Annotated in this window: 27 protein-coding genes; 11 read left to right on the forward strand and 16 right to left on the reverse strand. The window is 62.7% G+C overall.

Translation table 11 applies throughout. The features are described 5' to 3' along the window. The first annotated feature begins 117 nt into the window (after positions 1 to 117). Positions 118 to 783 carry a TetR/AcrR family transcriptional regulator gene (locus PspR32_RS01165; RefSeq protein WP_010222181.1) on the forward strand — a complete coding sequence of 222 codons (666 nt, stop codon included), beginning with the start codon at positions 118 to 120 and terminating at the stop codon, positions 781 to 783. A gap of 39 nt (positions 784 to 822) precedes the next feature. After that, on the forward strand, positions 823 to 1677 hold the full coding sequence (locus tag PspR32_RS01170) for a sulfurtransferase (protein WP_159387988.1): 855 nt from the start codon (positions 823 to 825) through the stop codon (positions 1675 to 1677). A 57-nt stretch (positions 1678 to 1734) separates the two neighbouring features. Here the strand turns inward: PspR32_RS01170 and PspR32_RS01175 are convergent, their stop codons facing one another. From PspR32_RS01175 to PspR32_RS01200, 6 genes are all read right to left on the reverse strand, one after another. Beyond that, the gene (locus PspR32_RS01175; RefSeq protein ID WP_010222184.1) at positions 1735 to 2736 is read right to left on the reverse strand and encodes a hydrolase; all 1002 of its coding nucleotides are present in this window, start codon (positions 2734 to 2736) and stop codon (positions 1735 to 1737) included. A gap of 66 nt (positions 2737 to 2802) precedes the next feature. Then, a complete protein-coding gene (locus PspR32_RS01180) occupies positions 2803 to 4212 on the reverse strand; it encodes a M16 family metallopeptidase (protein ID WP_010222185.1) in 1410 nt (469 codons plus the stop codon). Continuing rightward, positions 4205 to 5554 carry a M16 family metallopeptidase gene (locus tag PspR32_RS01185; protein ID WP_010222186.1) on the reverse strand — a complete coding sequence of 450 codons (1350 nt, stop codon included), beginning with the start codon at positions 5552 to 5554 and terminating at the stop codon, positions 4205 to 4207. Before PspR32_RS01185 ends, PspR32_RS01180 begins: the two co-directional genes overlap by 8 nt. 112 nt (positions 5555 to 5666) lie before the next feature. Beyond that, positions 5667 to 6260: a 16S rRNA (guanine(966)-N(2))-methyltransferase RsmD gene (gene rsmD, locus PspR32_RS01190; protein WP_010222187.1), complete on the reverse strand. Its 594-nt coding sequence runs from the start codon at positions 6258 to 6260 to the stop codon at positions 5667 to 5669. Next, entirely contained in the window at positions 6260 to 7759 is a 1500-nt protein-coding gene (locus PspR32_RS01195) for a M16 family metallopeptidase (RefSeq protein WP_159387989.1), read from the reverse strand. The genes rsmD and PspR32_RS01195 overlap by 1 nt, the downstream gene beginning before the upstream one ends. Continuing rightward, on the reverse strand, positions 7752 to 9107 hold the full coding sequence (locus tag PspR32_RS01200; RefSeq protein ID WP_010222189.1) for a M16 family metallopeptidase: 1356 nt from the start codon (positions 9105 to 9107) through the stop codon (positions 7752 to 7754). Before PspR32_RS01200 ends, PspR32_RS01195 begins: the two co-directional genes overlap by 8 nt. A gap of 230 nt (positions 9108 to 9337) precedes the next feature. On the opposite strand from PspR32_RS01200, the gene ftsY reads away from it, so the two are divergent. The 5 genes from ftsY (at position 9338) to PspR32_RS01225 (ending at position 14114) form a co-directional block, all read left to right on the forward strand. After that, positions 9338 to 10864: a signal recognition particle-docking protein FtsY gene (gene ftsY, locus PspR32_RS01205; RefSeq protein WP_159387990.1), complete on the forward strand. Its 1527-nt coding sequence runs from the start codon at positions 9338 to 9340 to the stop codon at positions 10862 to 10864. Next, positions 10861 to 11532, forward strand: coding sequence for a cell division ATP-binding protein FtsE (gene ftsE, locus PspR32_RS01210; RefSeq protein ID WP_010222191.1), 672 nt, complete (start codon positions 10861 to 10863; stop codon positions 11530 to 11532). The genes ftsY and ftsE overlap by 4 nt, the downstream gene beginning before the upstream one ends. Further along, positions 11529 to 12557, forward strand: a complete 1029-nt coding sequence (gene ftsX / locus PspR32_RS01215) for a permease-like cell division protein FtsX (RefSeq protein ID WP_010222192.1) — start codon at positions 11529 to 11531, stop codon at positions 12555 to 12557. Before ftsE ends, ftsX begins: the two co-directional genes overlap by 4 nt. A gap of 112 nt (positions 12558 to 12669) precedes the next feature. After that, positions 12670 to 13524, forward strand: a complete 855-nt coding sequence (gene rpoH / locus PspR32_RS01220; protein ID WP_010222193.1) for an RNA polymerase sigma factor RpoH — start codon at positions 12670 to 12672, stop codon at positions 13522 to 13524. An 80-nt stretch (positions 13525 to 13604) separates the two neighbouring features. After that, positions 13605 to 14114, forward strand: a complete 510-nt coding sequence (locus tag PspR32_RS01225; protein WP_010222195.1) for a DUF1993 domain-containing protein — start codon at positions 13605 to 13607, stop codon at positions 14112 to 14114. A gap of 63 nt (positions 14115 to 14177) precedes the next feature. Here PspR32_RS01225 and mtgA read toward each other — a convergent pair whose 3' ends face one another. Beyond that, positions 14178 to 14936, reverse strand: coding sequence for a monofunctional biosynthetic peptidoglycan transglycosylase (gene mtgA, locus PspR32_RS01230; protein ID WP_374045235.1), 759 nt, complete (start codon positions 14934 to 14936; stop codon positions 14178 to 14180). Between the two features lie 34 nt (positions 14937 to 14970). Here mtgA and PspR32_RS01235 point away from each other — a divergent pair, with 34 nt between their 5' ends. The 4 genes from PspR32_RS01235 to trmB all read left to right on the forward strand — a co-directional run bounded on the left by PspR32_RS01235 (position 14971) and on the right by trmB (position 17219). Then, positions 14971 to 15342 carry a DUF423 domain-containing protein gene (locus PspR32_RS01235; protein WP_010222197.1) on the forward strand — a complete coding sequence of 124 codons (372 nt, stop codon included), beginning with the start codon at positions 14971 to 14973 and terminating at the stop codon, positions 15340 to 15342. Positions 15343 to 15443: 101 nt separating this feature from the next. Beyond that, entirely contained in the window at positions 15444 to 15644 is a 201-nt protein-coding gene (gene thiS, locus PspR32_RS01240; RefSeq protein WP_010222198.1) for a sulfur carrier protein ThiS, read from the forward strand. 48 nt (positions 15645 to 15692) lie between these two features. After that, positions 15693 to 16487, forward strand: a complete 795-nt coding sequence (locus PspR32_RS01245) for a thiazole synthase (RefSeq protein WP_010222199.1) — start codon at positions 15693 to 15695, stop codon at positions 16485 to 16487. A gap of 9 nt (positions 16488 to 16496) precedes the next feature. Next, positions 16497 to 17219 carry a tRNA (guanosine(46)-N7)-methyltransferase TrmB gene (trmB, locus tag PspR32_RS01250; RefSeq protein ID WP_159387991.1) on the forward strand — a complete coding sequence of 241 codons (723 nt, stop codon included), beginning with the start codon at positions 16497 to 16499 and terminating at the stop codon, positions 17217 to 17219. A 148-nt stretch (positions 17220 to 17367) separates the two neighbouring features. On the opposite strand, the gene PspR32_RS01255 is transcribed toward trmB, so the two are convergent. The 9 genes from PspR32_RS01255 to PspR32_RS01295 form a co-directional block, all read right to left on the reverse strand. Then, a complete protein-coding gene (locus tag PspR32_RS01255) occupies positions 17368 to 17691 on the reverse strand; it encodes a DUF3392 domain-containing protein (RefSeq protein ID WP_010222202.1) in 324 nt (107 codons plus the stop codon). Between the two features lie 9 nt (positions 17692 to 17700). After that, on the reverse strand, positions 17701 to 18915 hold the full coding sequence (gene hemW / locus PspR32_RS01260; RefSeq protein ID WP_159387992.1) for a radical SAM family heme chaperone HemW: 1215 nt from the start codon (positions 18913 to 18915) through the stop codon (positions 17701 to 17703). Continuing rightward, complete coding sequence (rdgB, locus tag PspR32_RS01265) at positions 18912 to 19508, reverse strand: RdgB/HAM1 family non-canonical purine NTP pyrophosphatase (protein ID WP_010222204.1); 597 nt, start codon at positions 19506 to 19508, stop codon at positions 18912 to 18914. The genes hemW and rdgB overlap by 4 nt, the downstream gene beginning before the upstream one ends. Further along, positions 19505 to 19939: a DUF4426 domain-containing protein gene (locus PspR32_RS01270; RefSeq protein ID WP_010222205.1), complete on the reverse strand. Its 435-nt coding sequence runs from the start codon at positions 19937 to 19939 to the stop codon at positions 19505 to 19507. The genes rdgB and PspR32_RS01270 overlap by 4 nt, the downstream gene beginning before the upstream one ends. Positions 19940 to 19963: 24 nt before the next feature. After that, a complete protein-coding gene (gene metW, locus PspR32_RS01275; RefSeq protein ID WP_010222206.1) occupies positions 19964 to 20584 on the reverse strand; it encodes a methionine biosynthesis protein MetW in 621 nt (206 codons plus the stop codon). Positions 20585 to 20591: 7 nt separating this feature from the next. After that, positions 20592 to 21731 (reverse strand): homoserine O-succinyltransferase MetX, encoded by a 1140-nt coding sequence (gene metX, locus PspR32_RS01280; protein WP_010222207.1) that lies wholly within the window; start codon positions 21729 to 21731, stop codon positions 20592 to 20594. Between the two features lie 164 nt (positions 21732 to 21895). Next, the gene (locus PspR32_RS01285) at positions 21896 to 22486 is read right to left on the reverse strand and encodes a YggT family protein (protein WP_010222208.1); all 591 of its coding nucleotides are present in this window, start codon (positions 22484 to 22486) and stop codon (positions 21896 to 21898) included. A gap of 10 nt (positions 22487 to 22496) precedes the next feature. Beyond that, positions 22497 to 23315, reverse strand: a complete 819-nt coding sequence (proC, locus tag PspR32_RS01290; RefSeq protein ID WP_010222210.1) for a pyrroline-5-carboxylate reductase — start codon at positions 23313 to 23315, stop codon at positions 22497 to 22499. A gap of 38 nt (positions 23316 to 23353) precedes the next feature. Further along, positions 23354 to 24040, reverse strand: a complete 687-nt coding sequence (locus tag PspR32_RS01295) for a YggS family pyridoxal phosphate-dependent enzyme (protein WP_010222211.1) — start codon at positions 24038 to 24040, stop codon at positions 23354 to 23356. Positions 24041 to 24079: the final 39 nt, after the last annotated feature.

Below are 24079 nucleotides of genomic sequence, written 5' to 3' on the forward strand. Positions count from 1 at the left end.
CATATACTCTAATATGTGCCCTGTGCGACTGTTTTTCACAGCGTCTGCAGGTACATACCGGTGTGGATACACCGTAAGATGGACCTATACATTCAAGCTCAACGCCTGGAATTGATCATGGCCCCGCGTATCAAGACCCGCGAGCGCATCGTGCAGAACAGCCTGGAGCTGTTCAACCAGCAGGGCGAGCGCAGTGTCAGCACCAACCACATTGCCGCGCACATGGAAATCTCGCCCGGCAACCTGTACTACCACTTTGCCAACAAGCAGGAAATCATCGCCGTGCTCTTCACCCAGTATGAAGAGTTGGTGGAAAGCTTCCTGCGCCCGCCGCAAGGGCGTCAGGCGACGGTCGAGGACAAGCGCTTCTACCTCAAGGCGCTGCTGGCGGCGATGTGGAACTACCGCTTTCTGCACCGCGACCTTGAGCATCTGCTCGACAGCGATAAAGAGTTGGCTGCGCGATATAGGCGCTTTTCCCAGCGTTGCCTGCTGCAGGGCCAGGCGATCTATCGCGGCTTTGTCGAGGCCGGCATCGTTGAGATGGACAGCGTGCAGATCGAGTCGCTGACCCTCAATGCCTGGATTGTTCTCACATCCTGGGTGCGTTTTCTCTGCACGACTCGCGAAATTTCAACGCATTTGAGTGAAGAAGCCTTCAAGCGTGGTGTCTATCAGGTATTGGTGCTGGAGCTCGGCTTTGTCACCGCCAAGGCGCGCCCCGCCGTGGATGCCTTGTGCCAGGAGTTCTACGTTTCGCTTGACCAGGCACTGGAGCAATAACGCCCAGGCCTTACCCGTTCAATCGTTCAGGAGACTGTCATGCCCCTCGCGCAACTGATCACCGCCCAGCAATTGACCGAACGCCTGGAGGCGCCGGCGCTGGTGATTCTCGATTGCCGTTTTGCCCTGGAAGACATCGATTATGGTCAGCGCAGCTATGCCGAGGGGCATATTGCCGGGGCGCACTTTGCCGACCTTGAGCGCGACCTCAGTGGGCCGGTCACCAAGGGCGTGACCGGGCGCCATCCGCTGCCGGAGCCGCAGCACCTGATCGGACGGCTGCGGGCCTGGGGTATCGATAACGACAGTGAGATTGTCCTGTACGACGATGGTCCGGGCGCCTTCGCGGCCCGGGCCTGGTGGTTGCTGGCCTGGTTGGGCAAGCGCAGTGGTGTATTCATCCTCGATGGCGGTCTTAAAGCCTGGCATGCGGCCGGGCTGCCGCTGAGCCTCGACCCGCCGGTCAAGCGCGAAGGTAACTTCAGCGGCGAGCCGGACGATAGCCTGGTACTGGATGCCACGCAGTTGGGCGAGCGCCTGGGCCAGCCGGAGCTTACGTTGATTGATGCCCGTGGGCTGCCGCGTTTTCGCGGCGAGGTCGAGCCAATCGATCCGGTGGCCGGGCATATTCCCGGTGCACAATGCGCGGCCTTTACCGACAATCTGGGCGCCGACGGGCGGTTTCTGCCGGCCGAGCAGCTCAAGCAGCGCTTTGCCGAGAAGCTGGACAAGCGTTCGCCAGAGCAACTGGTCGCTTACTGCGGGTCGGGGGTGACGGCTTGCCACAACCTGTTTGCTCTGGCGCTGGCGGGGTATCCGCTGGGCAAGCTGTATGCAGACTCGTGGAGTGAGTGGATTACCGACTCCAAACGGGCGGTGGCCACCGGCGACTGAGTAAGCCCTTGTTGGGCTGCAATGCAGCCTTTCGCCGGCCTTGCCGGCGATGCTTTTTCAGCCAGCTCTATTTATCGCCAGCCACTGCGGAATCCGCCGCTCCAGGTAATACCCCGGGTTGCGCACGCTGCCATCGACAAAGCCCACATGCCCGCCCCGTGCATGCAGCTCTAAGGTGGTCTGCGCCGCCAGTTCATTGGCCGCTGGCAAGCTATGGGCGAACACGAACGGATCATCGCTGGAATGGATGATCAGCGTCGGCGTGCGGTTCTCGCCCAGAAAATACCGGCTGGAAGCACGCTGGTAGTAATCCTTGGCATCGCGAAAGCCATTGAGCGGTGCGGTCACCCGGCCGTCGAAATCCCAGAAGGTGCGCAGATTTTCCAGCGGCCCCAGGCGCTCCAGCGCGGCGAGCCCTTCGTGGTGGCCGTGATGCTGGAAGTGGCGCTGCTTGTCCTTCACATAAGCGAGCATGGCGCGCATGAAATGCGCCTGGTACACCCGGGAAAAACCCAGGCCGATGCGGTCGGCGCACTGGTCAAGGCGAAACGGTACCGATACCGCCACCGCCGCCTGCAATTGGCTGGCCGAGCCGGCTTCACCCAAATGCTTGAGTAGTACATTGCCGCCCAGCGAATAACCGACGGCGTACAACGGAGCTTGCGGGCGCTGCGCACGCAGGTGGTCGATGGTTTCGGCCAGGTCTTCGCTGGCGCCGGAGTGGTAGCTGCGTGGCAGCAGGTTGGGCTCCCCCGAGCAGCCGCGCCAGTTCAGCGCCACGCTGGCCCAGCCGCAGTCGGCCAGGGCCTGTTGGATACCGATGACGTACGGTGAGTTGGAAGAGCCGGTCAGCCCGTGCAGTACCAGCACCACTGGCGTTGTTGCTTCATGTGGGCCATGCCAGTCGAGGTCGAGAAAGTCGCCATCGGCGAGCCATAGACGTTCGCGCTGACGGCTCAGGGCCGCCGACTTGCGCCACAGCGGCCCCCAGAGTGTCTGCAAATGCGGATTGCCCAGCCCCAGGGCAGGTTTGAAGGGGCTGGGGGCTGAGGGCGACATCGTGTATTACTCGCAAATCTATTTCAGATAAGTGTATGTCCGGTTACTGACACTTGCTTGAAACCATCAGCCGGTTGCAGGTTTGGATTCAGGCAAGGCGTCCTGTTCGACCGTTGGGCCGACACTGATTTGCACCAGCTTGTCGAGCTTGAGGTGATTTTTCAATGCGACTTTCAGCTGGTCCAGGGTCAAGGCCTGGACCTTCTTGAGAAAAGCCTGGCGGCTATCCAGTGGTAACTGGTTGAAGCCGGTGAAGCGCAGGATATCGCTGATCTGCTGGTTGCTCACCGAGCCCAGCAGGTAGTTGCCGCGTAGTTTCTGCTTCGCATCTTCGAACTCCTGCGCAGTTGGGCCCTGAACGGCATAGTCTGTAAGCAATTGCTCCAGCAACGCCATTGTGGCATCGCGATACCTGGCCTGAACCTGAGTAGTAAAGGTCCAGATACCGCTGGCAGGGTGCTGGATCAGCCTTGAGCTGGCAGCGTAGGTCAATCCGCGTTGGCTGCGCAGTTCATTGAACAGCCGCGAAGTTGCGCCGGGCCCACCTAATATCAGGTTGGCCAGCGTCAGCGCGGGCGCATCTGGATCTCGGGCATTGATGCCGGGAATGGCGAACAACAAGAGCGCCTGGGTGCCTGGATGTTCAAGGTGGTAAATCTCGGGCTCGAAGGACGCTGGCACGGGTAATGGCCAGAGTGCCGGCCCCTGGGGCAACGCTGCCGATATGTGACTCGCGATAGCCTCGGCCTGCTCGAGCGAAAGGTCGCCCACCAGGGTTATCAGGGCATTGCCCGCGCTGAAGGCGCTTTGGTGAAAGGCCCGTACATCGGCAATGGTCAGCGATTCGATAGCCTGCACGGTGCCGATGCTGTTCGACGCGTAGGGATGATTAGCGAATGCATGTTGGTAGAGCAGGTCATGGGCCTTGTAAGTCGCGTGCTGCTGGCGTTGTGTGAGCAGGCTGGTGAGCTGATCCTTGATCTGCGGCAGCTTGTCTTCGGCCAATTGGGGTTTGCCGAGCACTTCTGCCAGCAACCCGACGGCTTTGCTTCTCTGCTCTTGGCTACTGAGGCTGCGCAGGGTTACGGCTGCACTGTCTCGCAGTGCCTGCTTGTTGAATATCGCACCCACTTCGTCGAAGTCTTCGGCGATCTGCAAGGCATCGCGCTCGACGGTGCCTTCATCGAGCATGCTCAGGGTGAGTTGCGCCAGGCCGGCGGCACCATCATCGCGGGCGCTGCCAGCGGCAAATACAACCTGAAGATCAAACATCGGCAATTGGTTGTTGCGCACAAACAGGACTTTGCTGCCCTGAGGTGTCTGCCACGATTCGATCGGCAATTGCGGGTTGATTGCCAGTGTCCCGGTGGTTTTCAGGGATTCCAGTTCAAGTGGAGCGCTTTGGCTCTGGGCGTGGGAAGTGGCGGATGCCATCACCAGTAGGGCAGGCAAAAGGTAACGTTTGAGCTTATTCATCATCGGCCTCCTTGGCCTGCAGGTAGGCGACCGCGAGTCGTTCGCGGGTGAAGTAGGTTTTGGCGACCTGTTGAATCTGTTCGCAGGTTATTCGCTGTAGGTCGGTTGCGTCATTGTCCAACTGAGAGGCTGGCAAGCCGCTGCCGAGCATGGCGGCTATATCGCTGGCCTGGCCTTCGAGGGAATCGCGGGCAAAGGTATTTTCGGCCAGCAGCAGTGCCCGCGCCCGAGCAAGTTCGACAGGTTCGGGAGGACGCTTTTTCAGTGCCTGCAGTTCTGCCCAGATAGCCGCTTGCAGTTCGGCCAGCGGTCTGGGGTGGGCGGTGTTGATAGAGGCCTGGATTTCGAACAGGTTATCGCCCCTGGCCACCGGCCCATAGTTGACTTCGGGATGCGATAGCAGTGTTTGTTGGCGTTCCAGCCTGGTACTGAGGCGGGCGCTCAGGCCTGAGCCCAGCAATGCCGAGAGCAGGCGCAAGGCATGCACGTCATCTGCCGATTCAGCGGTGGCGTAGGTCGGCACGTTGAAGGCCATGATCAGCGTTGGCGTGCTGAAATCATCATGCACCGTAACCTGCCGTTGTCCTGGCGCAGTGACTTGAAGGGGTTTTTTGCTGATTGGCAGGTCCTGGCGAGGGAAGCCTGCAAAGTACTTTTCAACCTGTCGTTTTACATCATCGCGCTGCACATCGCCGACGATGATCAACGTCGCATTATTGGGTGCATACCAGGTGCGATACCAGGCGCGCAGTTCATCGTTGTGCATGCGCTGCAGATCACTCATCCAGCCGATTACCGGGGTGTGATAGCTGCTTTGCGGGTAGGCAATGGCCTGCAGTTGCTCGAAGAGCCTTTGCAATGGATCGTCATCGACATTCTCTCGCCGCTCAGCCTTGACCGCTTCGATTTCGCGCACGAACTCGTGTTCGCTCAGCACTGCGCCTTTGAGCAGATCGGCATTGAGCTCCAGCGCTACAGCCAGCCGATCACTGGGCAGTGTCTGATGATGCACGGTGAAGTCACGGATGGTGTAGGCGTTGTCCTCGCCGCCCAGGCGCTCGATGATCTGTGAGAGCTGACCTGGGGCGGTCTTGGCACTGCCTCGGTAGAGCAGGTGTTCGAGGGCGTGGGACAAACCGGACTGCCCGGGGTATTCGTGACTCGAACCCACCTTGACCAGCATATGTGTGGTGACCACGGGAGCCCGGCGGTCCTCGCTGATGACTACGTGCAGGCCGTTGTCGAGGGTGAACTCATGGCGAATGGAGGGTTCGGCCAGGGCCTGGCCTGATAGCAGAAACAGGCCGAGCAGGCTGCTCCTGAGGGAGGTGCGTCGATCCATGACAGTGATCCTTGTGGTTGAAAACAAGGCACACGATCAGGCAAGCGTGGAGATGAAAGGCGTTAGATATTTAGCGCGCACGACCCGGCAGCGGCCGGGTCGTGGTGACTGCTCAGCCGCGCTGCCAGAGTGCGTAGTACACCTGGCCGGCCTTCTTCTCCCGGTGCAAGCGCCAGTTGCCGGGCAGTTGCAGGGTCGATGGCGGGGTTTCGCTCTCGGTGTAGATCCAGGCGCTCTCGGCCAGCCACTGACGCTCTTCAAGCAAGGCGCAGGTGGTGGGCAGCAGGCCCTGGTTGAACGGCGGATCGAGGAACACCAGGTCGAAGGCCAGCTTCGGTTCACCCTGCAGGTAGCGCTGGGCGTCGGTCTGGATCACCTGGCCGCGTGGGCAACGCAGGGTTTCCAGATTCTGCCGCAGGCTGGCGATGGCCGCCGGGTTGCTGTCCAGGGCCACGGACTCGGCCGCGCCACGGGACAGCGCTTCGAGGTACAGCGCACCGCTGCCGGTGTAGGCGTCGAGCACCTTGGCCCCTTCGATGTACGGGGCGAGCCAGTTGAACAGGGTCTCGCGGACCCGGTCCGGGGTCGGGCGCAGGCCCGGCGCGTCAGGGAAGCTCAGGCGCCGGCTACGCCATTCGCCGGCAATGATGCGCAGTTGGCCCTGGCCGTGGTGCGGCTTGGCCGGTTTTGCGGATGGACTGGCCATTAGTGCTCCGGTACGCCAAGCGGTTGCTCGGCGGGTTTGTCAGTGGGCGGCGGCAAGGGTTTTTGCGGCACGCTTGGCCCGGCGGTGACGATGACCATCTTGTCAGCGGCCAGGTGTTTGTTCAGCGCAGCCTTGACCTGTTCGGTGGTCAGCGCCTGGGACTGTTGCATGTAGTCTTCCAGCCAGGTCAGTGGCAGGTTGTAGAAGCCGATGGCGCCCAGTTGGCCGACGATGCTGGCGTTGCTGGCATTGGACAGCGGGAAGCTGCCGGCCAGTTCACGCTTGGCGTCGTCCAGTTCTTGCTGGGTCGGGCCGCTCTTGAGGTAGTCGGCGAGGATGTCCTGGACCAGCTTGAGGGTGCCCTCGCTGAGCTCGGCACGGGTCTGCAGGTTGATCATGAACGGGCCACGCACCTGCATCGGGCTGAACACCGAGTACACGCCATAGGTCAGGCCGCGCTTTTCGCGCACTTCGCTCATCAAGCGGGTGCCGAAGGTGCCGCCGCCGAGGATCTGGTTACCCAGCGACAGCGCGGCGTAGTCCGGATCGTTACGGTCGATACCCAGTTGGGCGAGCATCAGGTGGGTCTGCTTGGACGGGAAATCGATGTGGTTGGCGCCGGCCTTGGGCTCGCTTGGCTGGGCCAGCTTGGCCAGGGCCGGGCCTTTGGGCAGGGCCGAGGAGACCTGCGCGGCGATGGCTTCAGCTTCGCTGCGGCTCAGATCACCGACCAGGGCGATCACCGTGTTGCCAGCGGCGTAGGCCTTGGCGTGGAAGGCACGCAGTTGTTCCAGGGTAATCGGCGGGATGCTCTTGGCGGTGCCGTCACTTGGGTGAGCATAGGGGTGGTTGCCGTACAGGCGCTCGAACAACTCGATGCTGGCGAGTTTGCCCGGGTTTTGCTTCTGGTACTCGAAGCCGGCCTGCATCTGGTTCTTGATGCGGGTCAGGGCGTCCTGCGGGAAGGTTGGCTTGCCGACCACGTCGGCGAACAGCTTCAGCGCCGGCTCGCGTTTGTCGGCGGCGCTCAGGCTGCGCAGCGAGGCTACAGCCATGTCGCGGTAGGCGCCGTTGCCAAAGTCGGCGCCCAGGCCTTCGAAGCCTTCGGCGATGGCGGTGACGTCCTTGCCGGCCACGCCTTCGTTGAGCATGGCGTTGGTCAGGGTCGCCAGGCCCGGGGCATCGCCGTCCTGGCTACTGCCGGCGGCGAAGGTCAGGCGCAGGTCGAACATCGGCAACTCGCGGGCTTCGACGAACAGCACGCGGGCGCCTTCGGCGGTGTTCCAGGTCTGGATGTTCAGTTGCCGGCGGCTTGGCGCCTTGCCGTCCAGCTCGGCCAGCGATTGCAGGGTATTGGCCGGCTTGGCTGCGGTGCTGGTGGCCGGTTGCGCGGCGTTATCCGACTGCGCAGGCTTGGCCAGGAAGAATGCCAGCAGGCCGATCAGCAACAGCAGGCCCAAGCCGATCAGGGTGTAGCGGGGTTCGCTGCGTTCACTCATGAGCGTTCTCCTCGGGCAGTACATGGGCAACGCTCAGGCGTTCACGGGTGAAATAGGTGCGGGCGGCGTTCTGGATATCGGCCGGCGTCACGCTTTTCAGCTCGTCCAGTTCACTGTCGATCAGTTTCCACGACAGGCCGACGGTTTCCAGCTGGCCGATGGCGGTGGCCTGGCTGCTGATGGAGTCGCGGTCGTAGACCAGCCCGGCGATGACCTGGGCACGTACGCGCTCAAGCTCTTCAGGCGAGGGCGGGGTGGTCTTGAGCTCGTCGAGCAGCTTCCAGATACCGGCTTCGACGTCGGCCAGGGTCTTGTGCTTCTGCAGGTTCGGCGTGGCCGAGATCAGGAACAGGCTATCGCCGCGGGTGAACGGGTTGTAGCTGGACGAGGCGCCGGAAACCAGCTCCTGGCCGCGCTCCAGGCGGCTCGGCAGGCGAGCGCTGTAGCCGCCGTCGAGCAGCGCCGAGATCAGCCGCAGGGCGTGCACGGTGCGCGGGTCCTTGGCAGTGGCCAGGCCCGGGGCGTTGAAGCCGTAGATCAGGCTCGGCAGCTGGGTTTGCACATGCAGGGTGGTTTCACGCAGGCCAGGCTTGGCCAGTTCCAGCGGCAGCTTGGCCGGTGGCACCGCACGTTTCGGGATGGCGCCGAAGAAGCGCTGGGCCAGGCCCTTGACCTCATCGACGGTGACATCGCCGACCACCACCAGGGTGGCGTTGTTCGGCACGTACCAGGACTCGTACCAGTGGCGCAGCTCCTCGACCTTCATGCGGTCAAGGTCAGCCATCCAGCCGATGGTCGGGGTGCGATAGCTGCTGGCCGGGAAGGCCATGGCGCTGAACAGCTCGAAGGCCTTGGCGTTGGGCTGGTCATCGGTGCGCAGGCGGCGCTCTTCCTTGATGACCTCGATTTCGCGGCTGAACTCGTCGGCCGGCAGGCGCAGGCTGGCCATGCGGTCGGCTTCAAGCTCAAGTGCCACCGGCAGGCGGTCGCGGGCCAGTACCTGGTAGTAGGCGGTGTAATCGTCGCTGGTGAAGGCGTTCTCTTCGGCGCCCAGGTCACGCAGAATGCGCGAGGCTTCGCCGGGGCCGAGCTTCTCGCTGCCCTTGAACATCATGTGTTCCAGTGCATGGGAAAGGCCGGTCTGGCCGGGGGATTCGTAGGTCGAGCCGACCTTGTACCAGATCTGCGAGACCACCACCGGCGCCCGGTGGTCCTCGCGCACGACCACTTTCAGGCCGTTGTCGAGAATGAACTCGTGGGTGGGTTGCGTATCGGCGGCAAAGGCCGCGAACGGCAGACAAACTGTGCTGAGCAACAGGCCAGCGGCGCGGCGGGCTAGAGCATTCATACGTTGTTTAACCTGTAGGACTGCCCGCGTGGTCTTAGCGTCGGCGGGCTTGGAGGTGCTAGGATACTGATCCGGTTGCCTGAGGACCATGCCTGTCATGGAACCAGCCCGAAGGCTTGATGACAAAATGCTGCGCAAGAACGAGCCGGATTAAAAGTAGACTGTTCTGCGTTAAGAGAATTTAAGAAGCGCCGCAGTGGCGCATCGCTACCCTGAGATAGCCGTCTTCCATGTTTGGTTCCAACGACGACAAAAAGACGCCGGCCGCGGCTGGTGAAAAGAAAGGCCTGTTCGGCTGGCTGCGCAAAAAGCCCCAGCAACCTGTAGCCGAACAGCCGCAAGCTCCTGCACCGATTGAAGCGGAGCAACCTGCTGCGTTGCCTGCCGAGGTTGTGGCCGCCGTTGCCCCGGTCGAGGTTGCGCCTGCGCCGGTTGCCGCGCCGGAGCCTGTGACCGCTGCGCCACCTGCTGCGCCAGTCGAGGTGCAACCGGTACCGTCCGTCGGCCTGGTGCTGCCCGTGCCTGAAGAGCCGGTAGCCCTGGTTGCCGACCTTGAGCCGCATACGCCGCCGCCCATTCCACCGCGTCAGGAGCCTGTCCCGGCCCCGGTCATCGAGCCTGAGCCTGAGCCTGAGCCGGTGGTGGTTGTGCCTGAGCCTGAGCCTGAGCCAGTAGTCGTTGCGCCTGAACCGGTTGTTGCGCCTGCGCCGGTCGTCGTACCGCAACCCGAGCCTGCCCCTGTAGCCGCTGCCGTTGCGGTGCCTGCTGCGGTTGCCGAGCCTGCTCCAGCCGAGCCTGCCGCTCCAGCCCGCAGCGAAGAGAGCAAGGGTGGCTTCTTCGCCCGCCTCAAACAGGGCCTGTCGAAGACCAGCGCCAGTATCGGCGAAGGCATGGCCAGCCTGTTCCTGGGCAAGAAGGCTATCGACGACGACCTGCTCGATGAGATCGAAACCCGCCTGCTGACCGCCGACGTTGGCGTCGAAGCCACCTCGGTGATCGTCCAGAGCCTGACCCAGAAGGTTGCGCGCAAGCAGTTGGCCGACAGCGATGCGTTGTACAAGTCGCTGCAAGGCGAGCTGGCCGACCTGCTCAAGCCGGTCGAGCAACCGCTGCGTATCCACCACCAGGCCAAGCCGTTCGTGATCCTGGTGGTCGGCGTCAACGGCGCTGGCAAGACCACCACCATCGGCAAGCTGGCGAAAAAGCTGCAGCTTGAAGGCAAGAAAGTCATGCTCGCCGCTGGCGACACCTTCCGCGCCGCAGCGGTCGAGCAACTGCAGGTCTGGGGCGAGCGCAACCAGATCCCGGTCATCGCCCAGCACACCGGCGCCGATTCGGCCTCGGTGATCTTCGATGCCGTGCAGGCCGCCAAGGCCCGTAACATAGATGTGTTGATCGCCGACACCGCCGGTCGCCTGCACACCAAAGACAACCTGATGGAAGAGCTGAAGAAGGTTCGCCGGGTTATCGGCAAGCTCGATGCCGACGCGCCGCACGAGGTGCTGCTGGTGCTCGACGCCGGTACCGGCCAGAACGCCATCAACCAGGCCAAGCATTTCAACCAGAGCGTCGAACTGACCGGCCTGGCCCTGACCAAGCTTGACGGCACCGCCAAAGGCGGGGTGATCTTTGCCCTGGCCAAGCAGTTCGGCCTGCCGATCCGCTATATTGGCGTGGGCGAAGGAATTGACGATCTGCGCACGTTCGAAGCCGAACCCTTCGTGAAAGCACTGTTTGCCGAGCGGGAGCATCCATGATTCGATTCGAACAGGTCGCCAAGCGCTACCCCAATGGTCACGTTGGCCTGCATGAGTTGAGTTTTCGGGTGCGTCGGGGCGAATTCCTGTTCGTTACCGGCCATTCCGGTGCCGGCAAAAGTACCCTGCTGCGCCTGCTGCTGGCCATGGAACGCCCCACCAGCGGCAAGTTGCTGCTGGCCGGGCAGGACCTGGGGCAGATCAGCAATGCGCAGATCCCGTTCCTGCGCCGGCAGATCGGCGTGGTATTCCAGAACCACCAGCTGCTGTTCGACCGCACCGTGTTCAACAACGTCGCCCTGCCGCTGCAGATCCTCGGCCTGTCCAAGGCCGAAGTGGCCAAGCGGGTCGACTCGGCGCTCGAGCGCGTGGCCCTGTCGGACAAAGCCGAGCTGTACCCCGGCGACCTGTCTACCGGCCAGCAACAGCGCGTCGGCATTGCTCGCGCTATCGTCCACCGCCCGGCCTTGCTGCTGGCGGACGAACCCACCGGTAACCTCGACCCGCGCCTGGCCGCGGAGATCATGGGCGTTTTCGAAGATATCAACCGCCTGGGTACCAGCGTGCTGATCGCCAGTCACGACCTGGCGCTGATCGCGCGCATGCGCCATCGCATGCTGACCCTGCAGCGCGGCCGCTTGATCGGCGATGGGGAGGCCGGGCAATGAGTGCGACACGTAGTCCCAAGGTGTCCGAGCGGGTAGCGCCAAAAGCCGCTGAACCTGCACCGGAACAAAAAAAACGCGGCGCTCACGATGATGATGGCCCGGATTTCCGTACCCTGCTGCACGCCTGGCTGGAAAGCCACCGCTCGAGCCTGCTCGACAGCCTGCGGCGCCTGGGCAAACAGCCGATCGGCAGCTTCTTTACCTGCCTGGTGATGGCGGTGGCCCTGAGCCTGCCGATGGGCCTGTCGTTGCTGCTGAGCAACGTCGAGCGTCTGGGCGGTTCGTGGCAGCGCGCGGCGCAGATTTCACTGTACCTGAAGCTGGATGCCAGCAGCCATGACGGCGAAGCCCTGCGCGAGCAGATCAAAGGCTTGCCAGGTGTTGCCGAAGCCGAGTATGTCAGCCGCGAACAGGCCCTCAACGAGTTCCAGCAGCAGTCCGGCCTGGGCGAAGCCCTGCGCGAACTGCCGGAAAACCCGCTGCCTGGCGTGGTGGTGGTGACCCCGGCGCAAGTCGACAAGCCGGCACTGGAAGCCCTGCGTCAGCGCCTGGCCGAGCTGCCCAAGGTCGAAGCCGCGCAGCTTGACCTGGTGTGGGTCGAGCGCCTGGCAGCGATCCTCAAGTTGGGGGATCGGTTCGTCTTCGGCTTGACCGTTTTGCTGGTCTCGGCCCTGCTTTTGGTAATTGGTAACACAATTCGCCTGCACATCGAGAACCGTCGTACCGAGATTGAAGTGATCAAGCTGGTCGGTGGCACCGACAGCTATGTGCGCCGGCCTTTCCTGTACATGGGCGCCTTGTACGGCCTGGGTGCCGGGGTACTGGCCTGGGGCGTGCTGGCATTTGGCCTGAACTGGCTGAATGACGCGGTTATCGGGCTTTCCGGGCTATATGGCAGTGATTTTGCCCTGGCCGGGGTTCCGTCAGCCGATGGTCTTTCCCTCTTGCTTGGAGCGGTATTGTTAGGGTATATCGGTGCTTGGATTGCGGTCGCCCGCCACTTGAGCGAGCTTGCACCGCGATAGTGTCTTTTTGCCGGTATTGACTCTTTTCATTTTTAGGGAACTTGTTTCGCGGTTCCCGGTCAATGTTGGCAGTGCCTTTGGCACGAGTTTAGTGAGTCGGAGGTTTTTTCGTATGACCACTTCGTTGCAACCTGCCTATGCCCTGGTTCCCGGCGCAAACCTGGAAGCCTACGTGCACACGGTCAACAGCATTCCACTGCTGACGCCGGAGCAGGAGCGTGAACTGGCCGAGAGTCTCTACTATGAGCAGGATCTTGGGGCGGCTCGGCAGATGGTGCTCGCCCACCTGCGCTTTGTCGTACACATCGCTCGCAGCTATTCCGGCTACGGGCTGGCCCAGGCCGACCTGATTCAGGAAGGCAACGTTGGCCTGATGAAAGCGGTCAAGCGCTTCAACCCGGAAATGGGCGTGCGCCTGGTGTCCTTTGCGGTGCACTGGATCAAGGCCGAGATTCACGAGTTCATCCTGCGCAACTGGCGCATCGTCAAGGTGGCCACCACCAAGGCCCAGCGCAAGCTGTTCTTCAACCTGCGCAGCCAGAAAAAACGCCTGGCCTGGCTGAACAACGATGAAGTCCATCGTGTCGCCGAAAGCCTGGGCGTCGAGCCGCGTGAAGTGCGGGAGATGGAGAGCCGCCTGACCGGTCAGGACATGGCCTTCGACCCGGCCAGTGAAGCCGACGACGACAGTGCGTTCCAGTCGCCGGCCAACTACCTGGAAGACCACCGTTACGACCCTGCGCGTCAGCTGGAGGATGCCGACTGGAGTGACAACTCCACCAGCAACCTGCACGAAGCCCTGCAGGGTCTGGATGACCGCAGCCGCGATATCCTCTACCAGCGCTGGCTGGCCGAGGAAAAGGCCACCCTGCATGACCTGGCCGAGAAGTACAGCGTGTCCGCCGAGCGGATCCGCCAGCTGGAAAAGAACGCGATGAATAAGGTCAAAGCCTTGATCGCGGTCTGATTCGCAAAACGGCAATAACCAAAAAGCCCCGACGTGTCGGGGCTTTTTCATGATTCTCCGCCACCCCTGTCGAGGCTGTTATGACCATTTCCTTGTATGCTGCTTCTGTTCCTGTTTTCAAGCAAATGCTCAACGCCTTGAGCGATGTTCTGAGCAAGGCCGAAGCTCACGCTACGGCGAAAAACATTGAGCCGAGCGTGTTTCTCCAGGCTCGCCTGTATCCGGATATGTTTCCACTGGTTCGCCAGGTGCAGATCGCTGTTGATTTCGCCAAGGGTGTATCGGCGCGCCTGGCTGAGGTCGAGTTGCCGAAATACGATGACAGCGAAACCACCTTTGCTGAACTGCAAGCGCTGATCAGCAAGGTTCTGGCTTTCCTGGACGGCGTTGCGCCGGCGCAGATCGACGGCAAGGAAGGCATCGAAATCGTGACCCGTCCCGGCACGCCGAAAGAGAAGCGCTTCAGTGGCCAGGCTTATTTGCTGACCTACGGCCTGCCGCAGTTCTTCTTCCACGTCACCACCACTTACGCAATCCTGCGTCACAACGGTGTAGAAGTGGGCAAGCGTGACTACATGGGCGCGTTCTAAGTCGTTTACCCAGTAATCAGCGAACAATGAAAACCCGGCAAGGTGCGTGCTCTGCCGGGTTTTTTATTGGCTCCAGGGCGCCCGGCGTGGGCTGTCCAGCGGCGCCAGGTAGCCGTTACCGCCCAGTTGGCGCATCTGCTGGCGAATCCAGCCGGCGCGTCGCGCCACGTAAGTGCTTGGCCGGCTGGCGCTCCAGTTCAACGGGCTGGGCAGTACCGCTGCCAGCAGGCTGGCTTGCTGGCGCGACAGCTGGCTGGCATCGACGCCGAAGTGGTGCCGCGCTGCCGCCTGCGCGCCAAACACCCCTTCGCCCCATTCAGCGCTGTTGAGATAGACCTCAAGAATCCGCTCTTTCGACCACAGCAGCTCGATCAGCGCGGTGAACCAGGCTTCCAGGCCCTTGCGCAACCAGCTTCGGCCAGCCCAGAGGAACTGGTTCTTGGCCACTTGCTGGCTGAGGGTGCTGGCACCACGGATGCTGCCGCCGCGTTCGTTATGGGCCAGCGCCGCCTGGATGGCGTTGAAGTCAAAGCCCCAGTGGTTGGCGAACTTCTGGTCTTCGCCGGCGATCACCGCCACTTTCAGCTCATCGGAGATTTGTTCCCATGGCTCCCAGTCCCGTTGCAGGTCGATGGGCTGGCCGTTGAACCAGGACTCGACCTTGCGCTCGACCATCAGCGCGGTGCCTGGCGGCGGCAGCCAGCGAAACACCAGCACCAGCAGGGCACTGCCTGCGGCAAACCACAGCAGGGCACGGGTGAGGCGACGGAAAATGGAAGACAGCATAGGTGATGGCTTGGCCGAACCGATGGAGCGGGCCATTATACAGACCCTGTGCTGACTAGGAGTCTTCCCAATGCTGCGTAGTTTTCTGCTGCTTTCGGCGTTTTTCGGCTTTACCGGCGTGGCCCTGGGCGCCTTTGCGGCTCATGGCCTCAAGGGCCGGCTGAGCAGCGAATACCTGGCGATCTTCCATACCGGCGTGACCTACCAGCTGGTGCATGCCCTGGCGCTGCTCGCGGTGGCGGTGCTGTCGGTGCACCTGCCCGGGCGCCTGGTCGGTTGGGCCGGTGGTCTGTTCGCCCTGGGGATCCTGCTGTTTTCCGGTAGCCTGTATGTGCTGACCCTGAGCGGTATCGGCAAGCTCGGTATCATCACCCCCTTTGGCGGCCTGGCGTTTCTCGGCGGATGGCTGTGCCTGGGCCTTGCAGCCTGGCGCCTGAGCTGACCCGCGAGTCCGGATCGAGACGAATGGCGCGGCCCGGCCTTGGGTTTGCGCCCTGATCAGGGCTAGAATGCGGGCCCCTAAAAATAATGGCGGCCGTGCGCATGCGCATTCAACTGAACGGTGAACCTTTCGAATTGCCCGATGGCGAAAGCGTCGCGGCCCTGCTCAACCGGCTTGACCTGGCAGGTCGCCGGGTGGCGGTCGAACTCAACCTGGATATCGTGCCACGCAGCCAGCACGACAGCACCGCGCTGAACGAAGGCGACCAGGTTGAAGTGGTGCACGCCATTGGCGGTGGCTAGGCCTTCGCGATTTACCTGCAAGTCCCTCAACCTTCAAGAGGATTACCGATGAGCAACGTTCGTAGCGACAAGCCCTTCACCCTGGCCGGTCGTACCTTCCAGTCGCGCCTGCTGGTCGGCACCGGCAAGTACCGTGACCTGGAAGAAACCCGCCTGGCCATCGAGGCTTCCGGTGCCGAGATCGTCACGGTTGCCGTGCGCCGCACCAACATCGGCCAGAACCCGGGCGAACCGAACCTGCTCGACGTACTGCCGCCTGATCGCTACACCATCCTGCCGAACACCGCCGGCTGCTTTGATGCGGTCGAAGCCGTGCGCACCTGTCGCCTGGCCCGTGAACTGCTCGATGGCCACAATCTGGTCAAGCTGGAAGTGCTGGCCGACCAGAAGACCCTGTTCCCCAACGTGATCGAGACCCTCAAGGCCGCCGAAGTGCTGGTCAAGGACGGTTTCGATGTGATGGTCTACACCAGCGACGACCCGATCATCGCCCGTCAGCTGGCCGAAGCCGGCTGTATCGCGGTGATGCCGCTGGCCGGCCTGATCGGTACGGGCCTGGGGATCTGCAACCCGTACAACCTGCAGATCATCCTCGAGGAATCGAAAGTCCCGGTGCTGGTCGATGCCGGTGTCGGTACTGCTTCCGACGCCACCATCGCCATGGAAATGGGCTGTGAGGCGGTGCTGATGAACTCGGCAATTGCTCACGCACAGCAGCCGATCATGATGGCCGAAGCCATGAAACACGCCATTGTCGCTGGCCGTCTGGCCTATCTGGCCGGGCGTATGCCGAAAAAACTCTATGCCAGCGCCTCGTCGCCGCTGGATGGTCTGATCAAGTAAGAGCCCCTGATGACTGAATCGCAAGAAACGCCGATCACCACCGAAGGCGAAGAGCGCCAACACCGCCGCATCAAGAGTTTCGTGATGCGCGCCGGGCGCATGACCGAAGGCCAGCAGCGTGGCCTGGACCAGGGTGGGCCGCTGTTCATCCTGCCCCTGGCTGATAGCCCGGTGGACTACGACCAGGTTTTCGGCCGCTCGGCGCCGCGTACCCTGGAGATCGGTTTCGGCATGGGCCATTCCCTGCTGGAAATGGCCGCTGCCGCACCGGAGCAGGACTTCATCGGTGTCGAAGTGCACCGTCCGGGTGTTGGTGCACTGCTCAACGGTGTGCTGACCCAGGGCCTGAAGAACCTGCGGGTGTATGACTGCGATGCCATCGAAGTGCTGAACAAGTGCGTGGCTGACAACAGCCTTGACCGGCTGATGCTGTTCTTCCCCGACCCTTGGCACAAGAGCCGTCACCACAAGCGCCGCATCGTCCAGCCGGAATTCGCGGAGCTTGTGCGCAGCAAGCTCAAGGTAGGCGGCGTGTTCCATATGGCCACCGACTGGGAGCCCTATGCCGAATACATGCTGGAAGTGATGAACATCGCCCCGGGTTATCGCAACTTGGCCGAAGACGGCAAGTGCGTAGAGCGCCCGGCCGAACGCCCGATCACCAAGTTCGAACGCCGTGGCGAGCGGCTTGGGCATGGGGTGTGGGACTTGAAGTTCGAAAAGCTGGCGTAAAACGGCGAGCGCTTTGCGCTCGATCGCCGGCAAGGCCGGCTCCCACAGGTGCTGTGATTGCCTGCAGTTTTGAAGTGTCAGGAGATCTTTGTGGGAGCCGGCTTTGCCGGCGATGGGCTGCGAAGCAGCCCTGAAAGCGCCCTGTTTTTCAGCGCCGATCAGCAACCACGCCAATCAACACCAGCACAATCAGCAACACCGGCGCCAACGCATAGTTGTTGAACTGCGCCAGCCCCTTCACCACCCACGGGGTGGCATAGATCAGCGCGGCACCGCTGCCGATCATCACCAGCAAGGCCATGAACGGTACGCGCAAGGCGCCTGCAAGGCCGCCCAGGCGTTGTTCGACCCAGCCTTTGATGTCGGTGCCGAACAGCACCAGCAAACAGCCCACCAAAGCCAGGGAAATCTCCGACAAGTTGCTGCGACTCCAGCGGGAAACGGTCGAGAGCAAGTCGAGTACCAGGTCCATTCGCAATCCTTAGGTCAAGAAATACTGCAGCAGGTCGTTGAGGAACAACTGGCCACGCGCGGTAGCGACCAGTCGCGTCGGTTCGACCTGCAAAAGCCCTTTTTGTTCGGCTTCACGGCGCGCTGCTGCGAGCTGTTCCAGCGGCAAGCCGGTGCGTTGGCTGAACAGCTCGATCTCCACCCCTTGGGTCAGGCGCAGGGCGTTCATCAGGAACTCGAACGGCAGCTCATCCACCGGCAGCAGCTTCTCGCCGGCCTTGAAGGCCTTGGCCGGGTTCAGGTAGTCCTTGGGCAGGCGGGTCTTCCAGGTGCGCAGGATACGTCCGTCGGGGTGGCTGAGCTTGCCGTGGGCACCAGCGCCAATGCCGATGAAATCGCCAAAGCTCCAGTAGTTGAGGTTGTGGCGGGCGGCGCGGCCAGGCTGGGCGTAGGCCGAGACTTCGTACTGGGCATAGCCGTGGCTGGCCAGCAGGGCCTGGCCGGCTTCCTGGATGTCCCAGAGGATGTCGTCTTCGGGCAACAGCGGCGGCTGGTTCCAGAACACCGTGTTCGGCTCCAGGGTCAACTGGTACCAGGACAGGTGCGTGGGGTTCAGCGCAATCGCCTGGCGCAGGTCGCCCAGGGCGTCGTCCAGCGACTGGTCGGGCAGGCCGTGCATCAGGTCGAGGTTGAAGTTGTCGAACCCGGCATTGCGCGCCATGTCGGCGGCGCGAATGGCCTCGTCACCGTTGTGGATGCGGCCCAGGGCTTCGAGCTTGGCCTGCTGGAAGCTCTGGATGCCGATCGACAGGCGATTGATGCCCAGCTGCCGGTAGGCCTTGAACTTCTCTTGTTCGAAGGTCCCGGGGTTGGCCTCCAGGGTGATTTCGATGTCCCTGGCAAACGGTATGCGTTGTTCCACACCTACCAGCAAGCGCCCCAGGGCGCGGGCTCTGAACAGGCTCGGGGTGCCGCCGCCAAAGAAGATTGAGCTGATCGGGCGGCCATAGACGTTGCCCAGCTCCTGGTCGAGGTCGGCGAGCAGGGCGTCGACGTAGGCTTCTTCCGGTAGTTCGGGGGTGGCGGCGTGGGAGTTGAAGTCGCAGTACGGGCATTTGCGCACGCACCAGGGGATATGGATGTACAGCGCCAGGGGCGGCAGCTGTGGCAGGGCCGCCCGCGGTCCTTGGGAAGTAAAGCCAGCCTCGCCCAGGTGCAGTGGCTGTGCCGGCGAACGCTCGGTCATGCCAGGCCCAGACGTTGACGCAGCAGGCTCATGGCGCGGGCACGGTGGCTTATCTGGTTCTTGTCGGCAGGGCTCAGCTCGGCGCTCGAGCAATCGCGCTCCGGCACCCAGAACAGCGGGTCATAGCCAAAACCGTGGGCGCCGCTGGCCTGGGTCAGGATGCGACCGTGCCACAGCCCTTCGCAGAGGATCGGCAGCGGGTCGTCGGCATGGCGGACCAGGGCCAGGACGCAGACGAACTGGGCGCCGCGCTGCTCCTGCGGGACGTCCTTGAGCACATCGAGCAATTTGGCGTTGTTTGCGGCGTCGCCTTTGCCATCGGCGTAACGTGCCGAATAGATGCCTGGCGCGCCGCCCAGGAAGTCCACGGCCAGGCCCGAATCGTCGGCCAGCGCCGGCATGCCGGAAATGCGTGCGGCATTGCGTGCCTTGAGGATGGCGTTCTCGACGAACGACAAGCCGGTTTCTTCCGGCTCGACGCTGCTGAATTCGCCAATGGAGCGCAGCCGCACGGTATCACCGAGCATGGCCTGCAGTTCCTTGAGTTTGCCGGCGTTGTGGCTGGCCAATACGATTTGTTGAAAAGTCATCATTCGCCTGGAAAAAGCTCTTGGTTGAAGCTGATGGTTTCGGTCTTGCCGTCAACGCCAACATTGATGGTGAAGGTACGGGTTTCCTGTTGCTCAACAGGGAACTGGGCGATGTAGTAGATCGCGCCTTGCTCGGTGATCTGCTTGAACTTCAGCGGTACCGAGGCGCTGGTCAGGTCCTTGACGGTGCCGCTGACCTGGGTGACCACCGGCTTGCCGGCCTTGATCACCGAGACGTTGATCACGCCCTGGTTCTTGCTGCGCACCAGCTCCGCAGACTTGGCAATGTCCGGCTGCAGGAAGGTGGAAATAAAGGTGCTGTAGTGCACGGTGGTATCGCCAAAGACTTCCTTGCGCTCGCCCTTGATGGCATCGGCGGCAACCGCCGACAGGCTCAGGCAGGCAACCAGTAAACAGCTCAACAAGCGACCCATGATCGTTCTCCTCCGGTGTGCGGGTTAAACCGCGACCTTGTGTTCGGTAAGGCCGGGGCTGCTGACACGGTAAATGCCGATCTCACCTAGAAGATTAGGCCATAGCTTGCTCGCCCACCCGTGGCGGTGCAAATGGTCGACCGCCAGGCGGTCTAGGACCTGGGCGCGGCGTTCGCCGCACAGGGCCTCGAAGTCTTCAAAGGTGCAGAAGTGGATGTTCGGCGTGTTGTACCAGGTATACGGCATGAAGTCGGAAACCGGCATGCGACCTTTGGTCGCCAGGTACCAGCGGCAACGCCAGTGGCCGAAGTTGGGGAAGGTGATGATGCACTGGCGGCCAACGCGGAGCATTTCGTCGAGAATCCGGTCAGGGTACTCCACGGCCTGCAGGGCCTGGGTCATGACCACCACGTCGAAACTGTTGCTGGCGAAATTGCCCAGGCCCTTGTCGAGGTCCTGCTCGATGACGTTGACGCCCTTGGCCACGCACTGGGCGATGTTGTCGGGGTCGATTTCCAGGCCATAGCCGGTGACTTGCTTGTGGTCGCGCAACGACGCCAGCAGCTCACCGGTACCGCAACCGAGGTCGAGTACCCGGCTGCCAGCGGGGATCCAGTCTTGGATGATTTCCAGGTCGGCTCTCATAGGGTCCTCAGCAGACGATGCGGTTCATGTAGTTCGTGAAACCCGTGATGTAGCGCGGGGTCGGGATCAGGAAGGCATCGTGGCCATAGGGCGAGTCGATATCCAGGTAGCAGACGTTCTTGCGTGCGGCGATCAGGGCGTCGACGATCTCGCGCGAGCGCGCCGGCGAGAAGCGCCAGTCGGTGGTGAACGACATCACGCAGTAGTCCGCCGTGACATGCGCCAGGGTCGCCGCCAGGTCGCCGCGGTGGCTGGCGGCCGGGTCGAAGTAGTCCAGCGCCTTGGTCATCAGCAGGTAGGTGTTGGCGTCGAAACGACCGGAGAATTCCTCGCCCTGGTAACGCAGGTAGCTTTCGACCTGGAACTCGACGCTGTGGAAGTCGTAGTTGAGCTTGTCGCTTTTCAGCTCGCGGCCGAATTTCTCGCCCATGGAGTCGTCGGACAGGTAGGTGATGTGCCCGACCATGCGCGCCAGCATCAGGCCGCGCTTGGGGATCACGCCCAGGTTTTGGAACGAGCCACCGTGGAACTCGGGGTCGGTAAGGATGGCTTGGCGCGCCACCTCGTTGAAGGCGATGTTCTGTGCCGAGAGTTTGGGCGCCGAGGCGATGTCCAGGCAGTGTCGCACACGGTCGGGGTAGGTGATGGTCCACTGCAGTGCCTGCATGCCGCCCAGGCTGCCGCCTACCACCGCAGCCCATTGCTGGATGCCCAGGCGATCGGCCAGGCGCGCCTGGCTGTGCACCCAGTCTTCCACGGTCAGCACCGGGAAATCGGCGCCGTAGGGTTTGCCGGTGAGCGGATTGATGCTGCTGGGGCCGGTGCTGCCATTGCAACCGCCGAGGTTGTTGAGGCTGACCACGAAGAAGCGATTGGTATCGATCGGCTTGCCAGGGCCAATGCAGCTGTCCCACCAGCCCGGCTTGCGGTCGTCGGGGCTGTGGTAGCCGGCGGCATGGTGATGGCCGGACAGCGCATGACAGATCAGCACGGCGTTGCTGGCCTTGCTGTTGAGCGTGCCGTAGGTTTCGTAGATCAGTTCATAGGTGGCCAGCGAGCGACCGCAGGCCAGCGCCAGCGGCTCGCTGAACTGTGCCAGTTGCGGTGTTACCAGACCGACCGAATCTTCGGGAAAGACAGTGGACATCGACCCTGCTCACGCTTGAATGAGGCGTAAGTCTAAAGACCACCGGGGTGGGCGGCAAGCAATGTGCCAAGGCTTGAAAAACATCGCTGGCAAACCAGCTCCCACAGGTTGTCGCGAGCCTTGTGGGAGCTGCCTTGCCAGCGATAGGGCGCTGCAGGTGCAGATCAGACCAACAGGCGCAGAACCTCCGGCATTCCGGTCATCGCCGCCAGGTTGTTGATCACCAGCATGTCGATCAGCTTCAGGGCCATGAACGCCAGGATCGGCGAGATGTCCAGGCCGCCCAGGTTTGGCAGGATGCGCCGGAACGGGGCGAGGAACGGGTCGCAGATCTGGTTGATCAGCTCGGCGCCCGGGTTATGGCTGCCCGGTGCGACCCACGAGAGGATCACGCTGATGATCAGGGCGAAGAAGAAAATCTTCAGAAACAGCGAGGTCACGCCAATGATTGACCAGACCAGCAGTTGCAGCGGGTTGCCGGTGGTGCCGTAGGCCAGCAGCAGGGTCAGGCCCATCACCAGCATCTGGATGATGAGCGCCAGCAGCAGCGACGACATGTCCAGGCCGAACAGGCTCGGGATCACCCGACGCATCGGCTTGAGCAGCGGTTGGGTAGCACGTACGGCGAACTGGCTGAGCGGGTTGTAGAAGTCCGCGCGCACCAGTTGCAGGACAAAGCGCAGGACCACGATCAGCAGGTACAGGCTGCCGAGGGTTTGCAGCACATAGATTGCAGCGGTGTTCAATCCGATCATCTTCGGCTCCTTAGTTGCCCAGTTGTTCGGCCATTTCGGCCGAGCGGTGCGCAGCGGCACCCAGCGCCTGTTCCACCAGCGCTTCGAATCCATTGGCCTGGAACGACTTGATCGCCGCTTCCGTGGTGCCGGCCGGCGAGGTTACCCGGCGGCGCAGCTCGGCGGCGTCGACATCGCTGCTGACCGCCATGTGCGCGGCGCCCAGGGCGGTTTGCAGGGTCAGCTTGGCGGCGGTTTCCCGTGGCAGGCCGAGTTTTTCGCCGGCGGCGGTCATGGCCTCGATCAGCAAGAAGAAGTACGCAGGGCCACTGCCGGACACGGCGGTCACCGCATCGAGCTGTTGCTCGGCGTCCAGCCACAGGGCGATACCCACGGCCGACAGCAGCTGCTCGGCCTGCTGGCGCTGGGCCGGCGAAACCTGGGCGGTGGCGAACAGGCCGCTGACGCCCTGGCGCAGCAGCGCCGGGGTGTTGGGCATGCAGCGCACGATCGGCTGGGCGCCGAGCCAGTTGTTCATGCTCGCGCAGGTGATCCCGGCGGCAATCGAGACCACCAGTTGCTCGGGCTTGAGGCTGGGTTTGAGGGCTTCGCACACGGCTTTCATCGCCTGTGGCTTGACCGCCAGGACCACCACATCGGCACCTTCGATGGCCTGGGCGTTGTCGGCGAACATCTCGATGCCGTGCTCGGCATGGATTTTCGCCCGCTGCTCGGCGCCCGGATCGCTGGCGCGGATCTGCGAAGCTTCCAGGCCCTGGGCGCGCAGGCCGCCGATCAGGCTGGCAGCCATGTTGCCGGCGCCGATAAAGGCAATACGAGTCTTGCTCATGTCAGGTCCTTGATAGGGAAAGAGGGAAAAAGCATGGGTCAGGGCTGGCCGTAGTCACGGGCACCGAACAGCGCGGTGCCGATACGCACCCAGGTCGCGCCCTGGGCAATCGCGGCTTCCAGGTCATGGCTCATGCCCATGGACAGGGTGTCGAGGTCCAGGCCAAGGCTCGCCTGCAGTTGGCGCACCCGGGCGAAGGCGGCTTGTTGGGCGGCCTCGTTGTCGGTCGGCTCGGGAATCGCCATCAGCCCGCGCAGGCGCAGGCGTGGCAGCGCGGCGATGGTGCGGGCCAGCGCCGGTAGCTCCTCGGGGGTGCAGCCGGACTTGCTCGCTTCGCCACTGACGTTGACCTGCAGGCAGATATTCAACGCTGCAAGGTGGTCGGGGCGTTGCTCGGACAGGCGTTGGGCGATTTTCAGGCGGTCCACGGAATGTACCCAGTCAAAGTGCTCGGCAATCGCACGAGTCTTGTTCGACTGAATGGGGCCGATGAAGTGCCAGGTCAAGGGCAGGTCGGTCAATTCGCCCTGTTTGTTCAAGGCTTCCTGCAGGTAGTTCTCACCGACATCGCGCACCCCGGCGGCGAAGGCTTCGCGCACGGCGGCGGCGGGTTTGGTCTTGCTCACGGCCAGCAGCTGGACGGCCGAAGGCTCGCGCCCGGCGGCCAGCGCGGCGGCACGGATGCGTGCGGCGAGCGTGGAAAGGTTGTCTGCTATGGTGGACATTGATCGATGCCAGCGGCTCTTTGGGTCTGCGGCATTCTA

Origin of the sequence: Pseudomonas sp. R32, from assembly GCF_009866705.1 — a bacterium.
In the GTDB taxonomy this organism is placed as follows: domain Bacteria; phylum Pseudomonadota; class Gammaproteobacteria; order Pseudomonadales; family Pseudomonadaceae; genus Aquipseudomonas; species Aquipseudomonas donghuensis.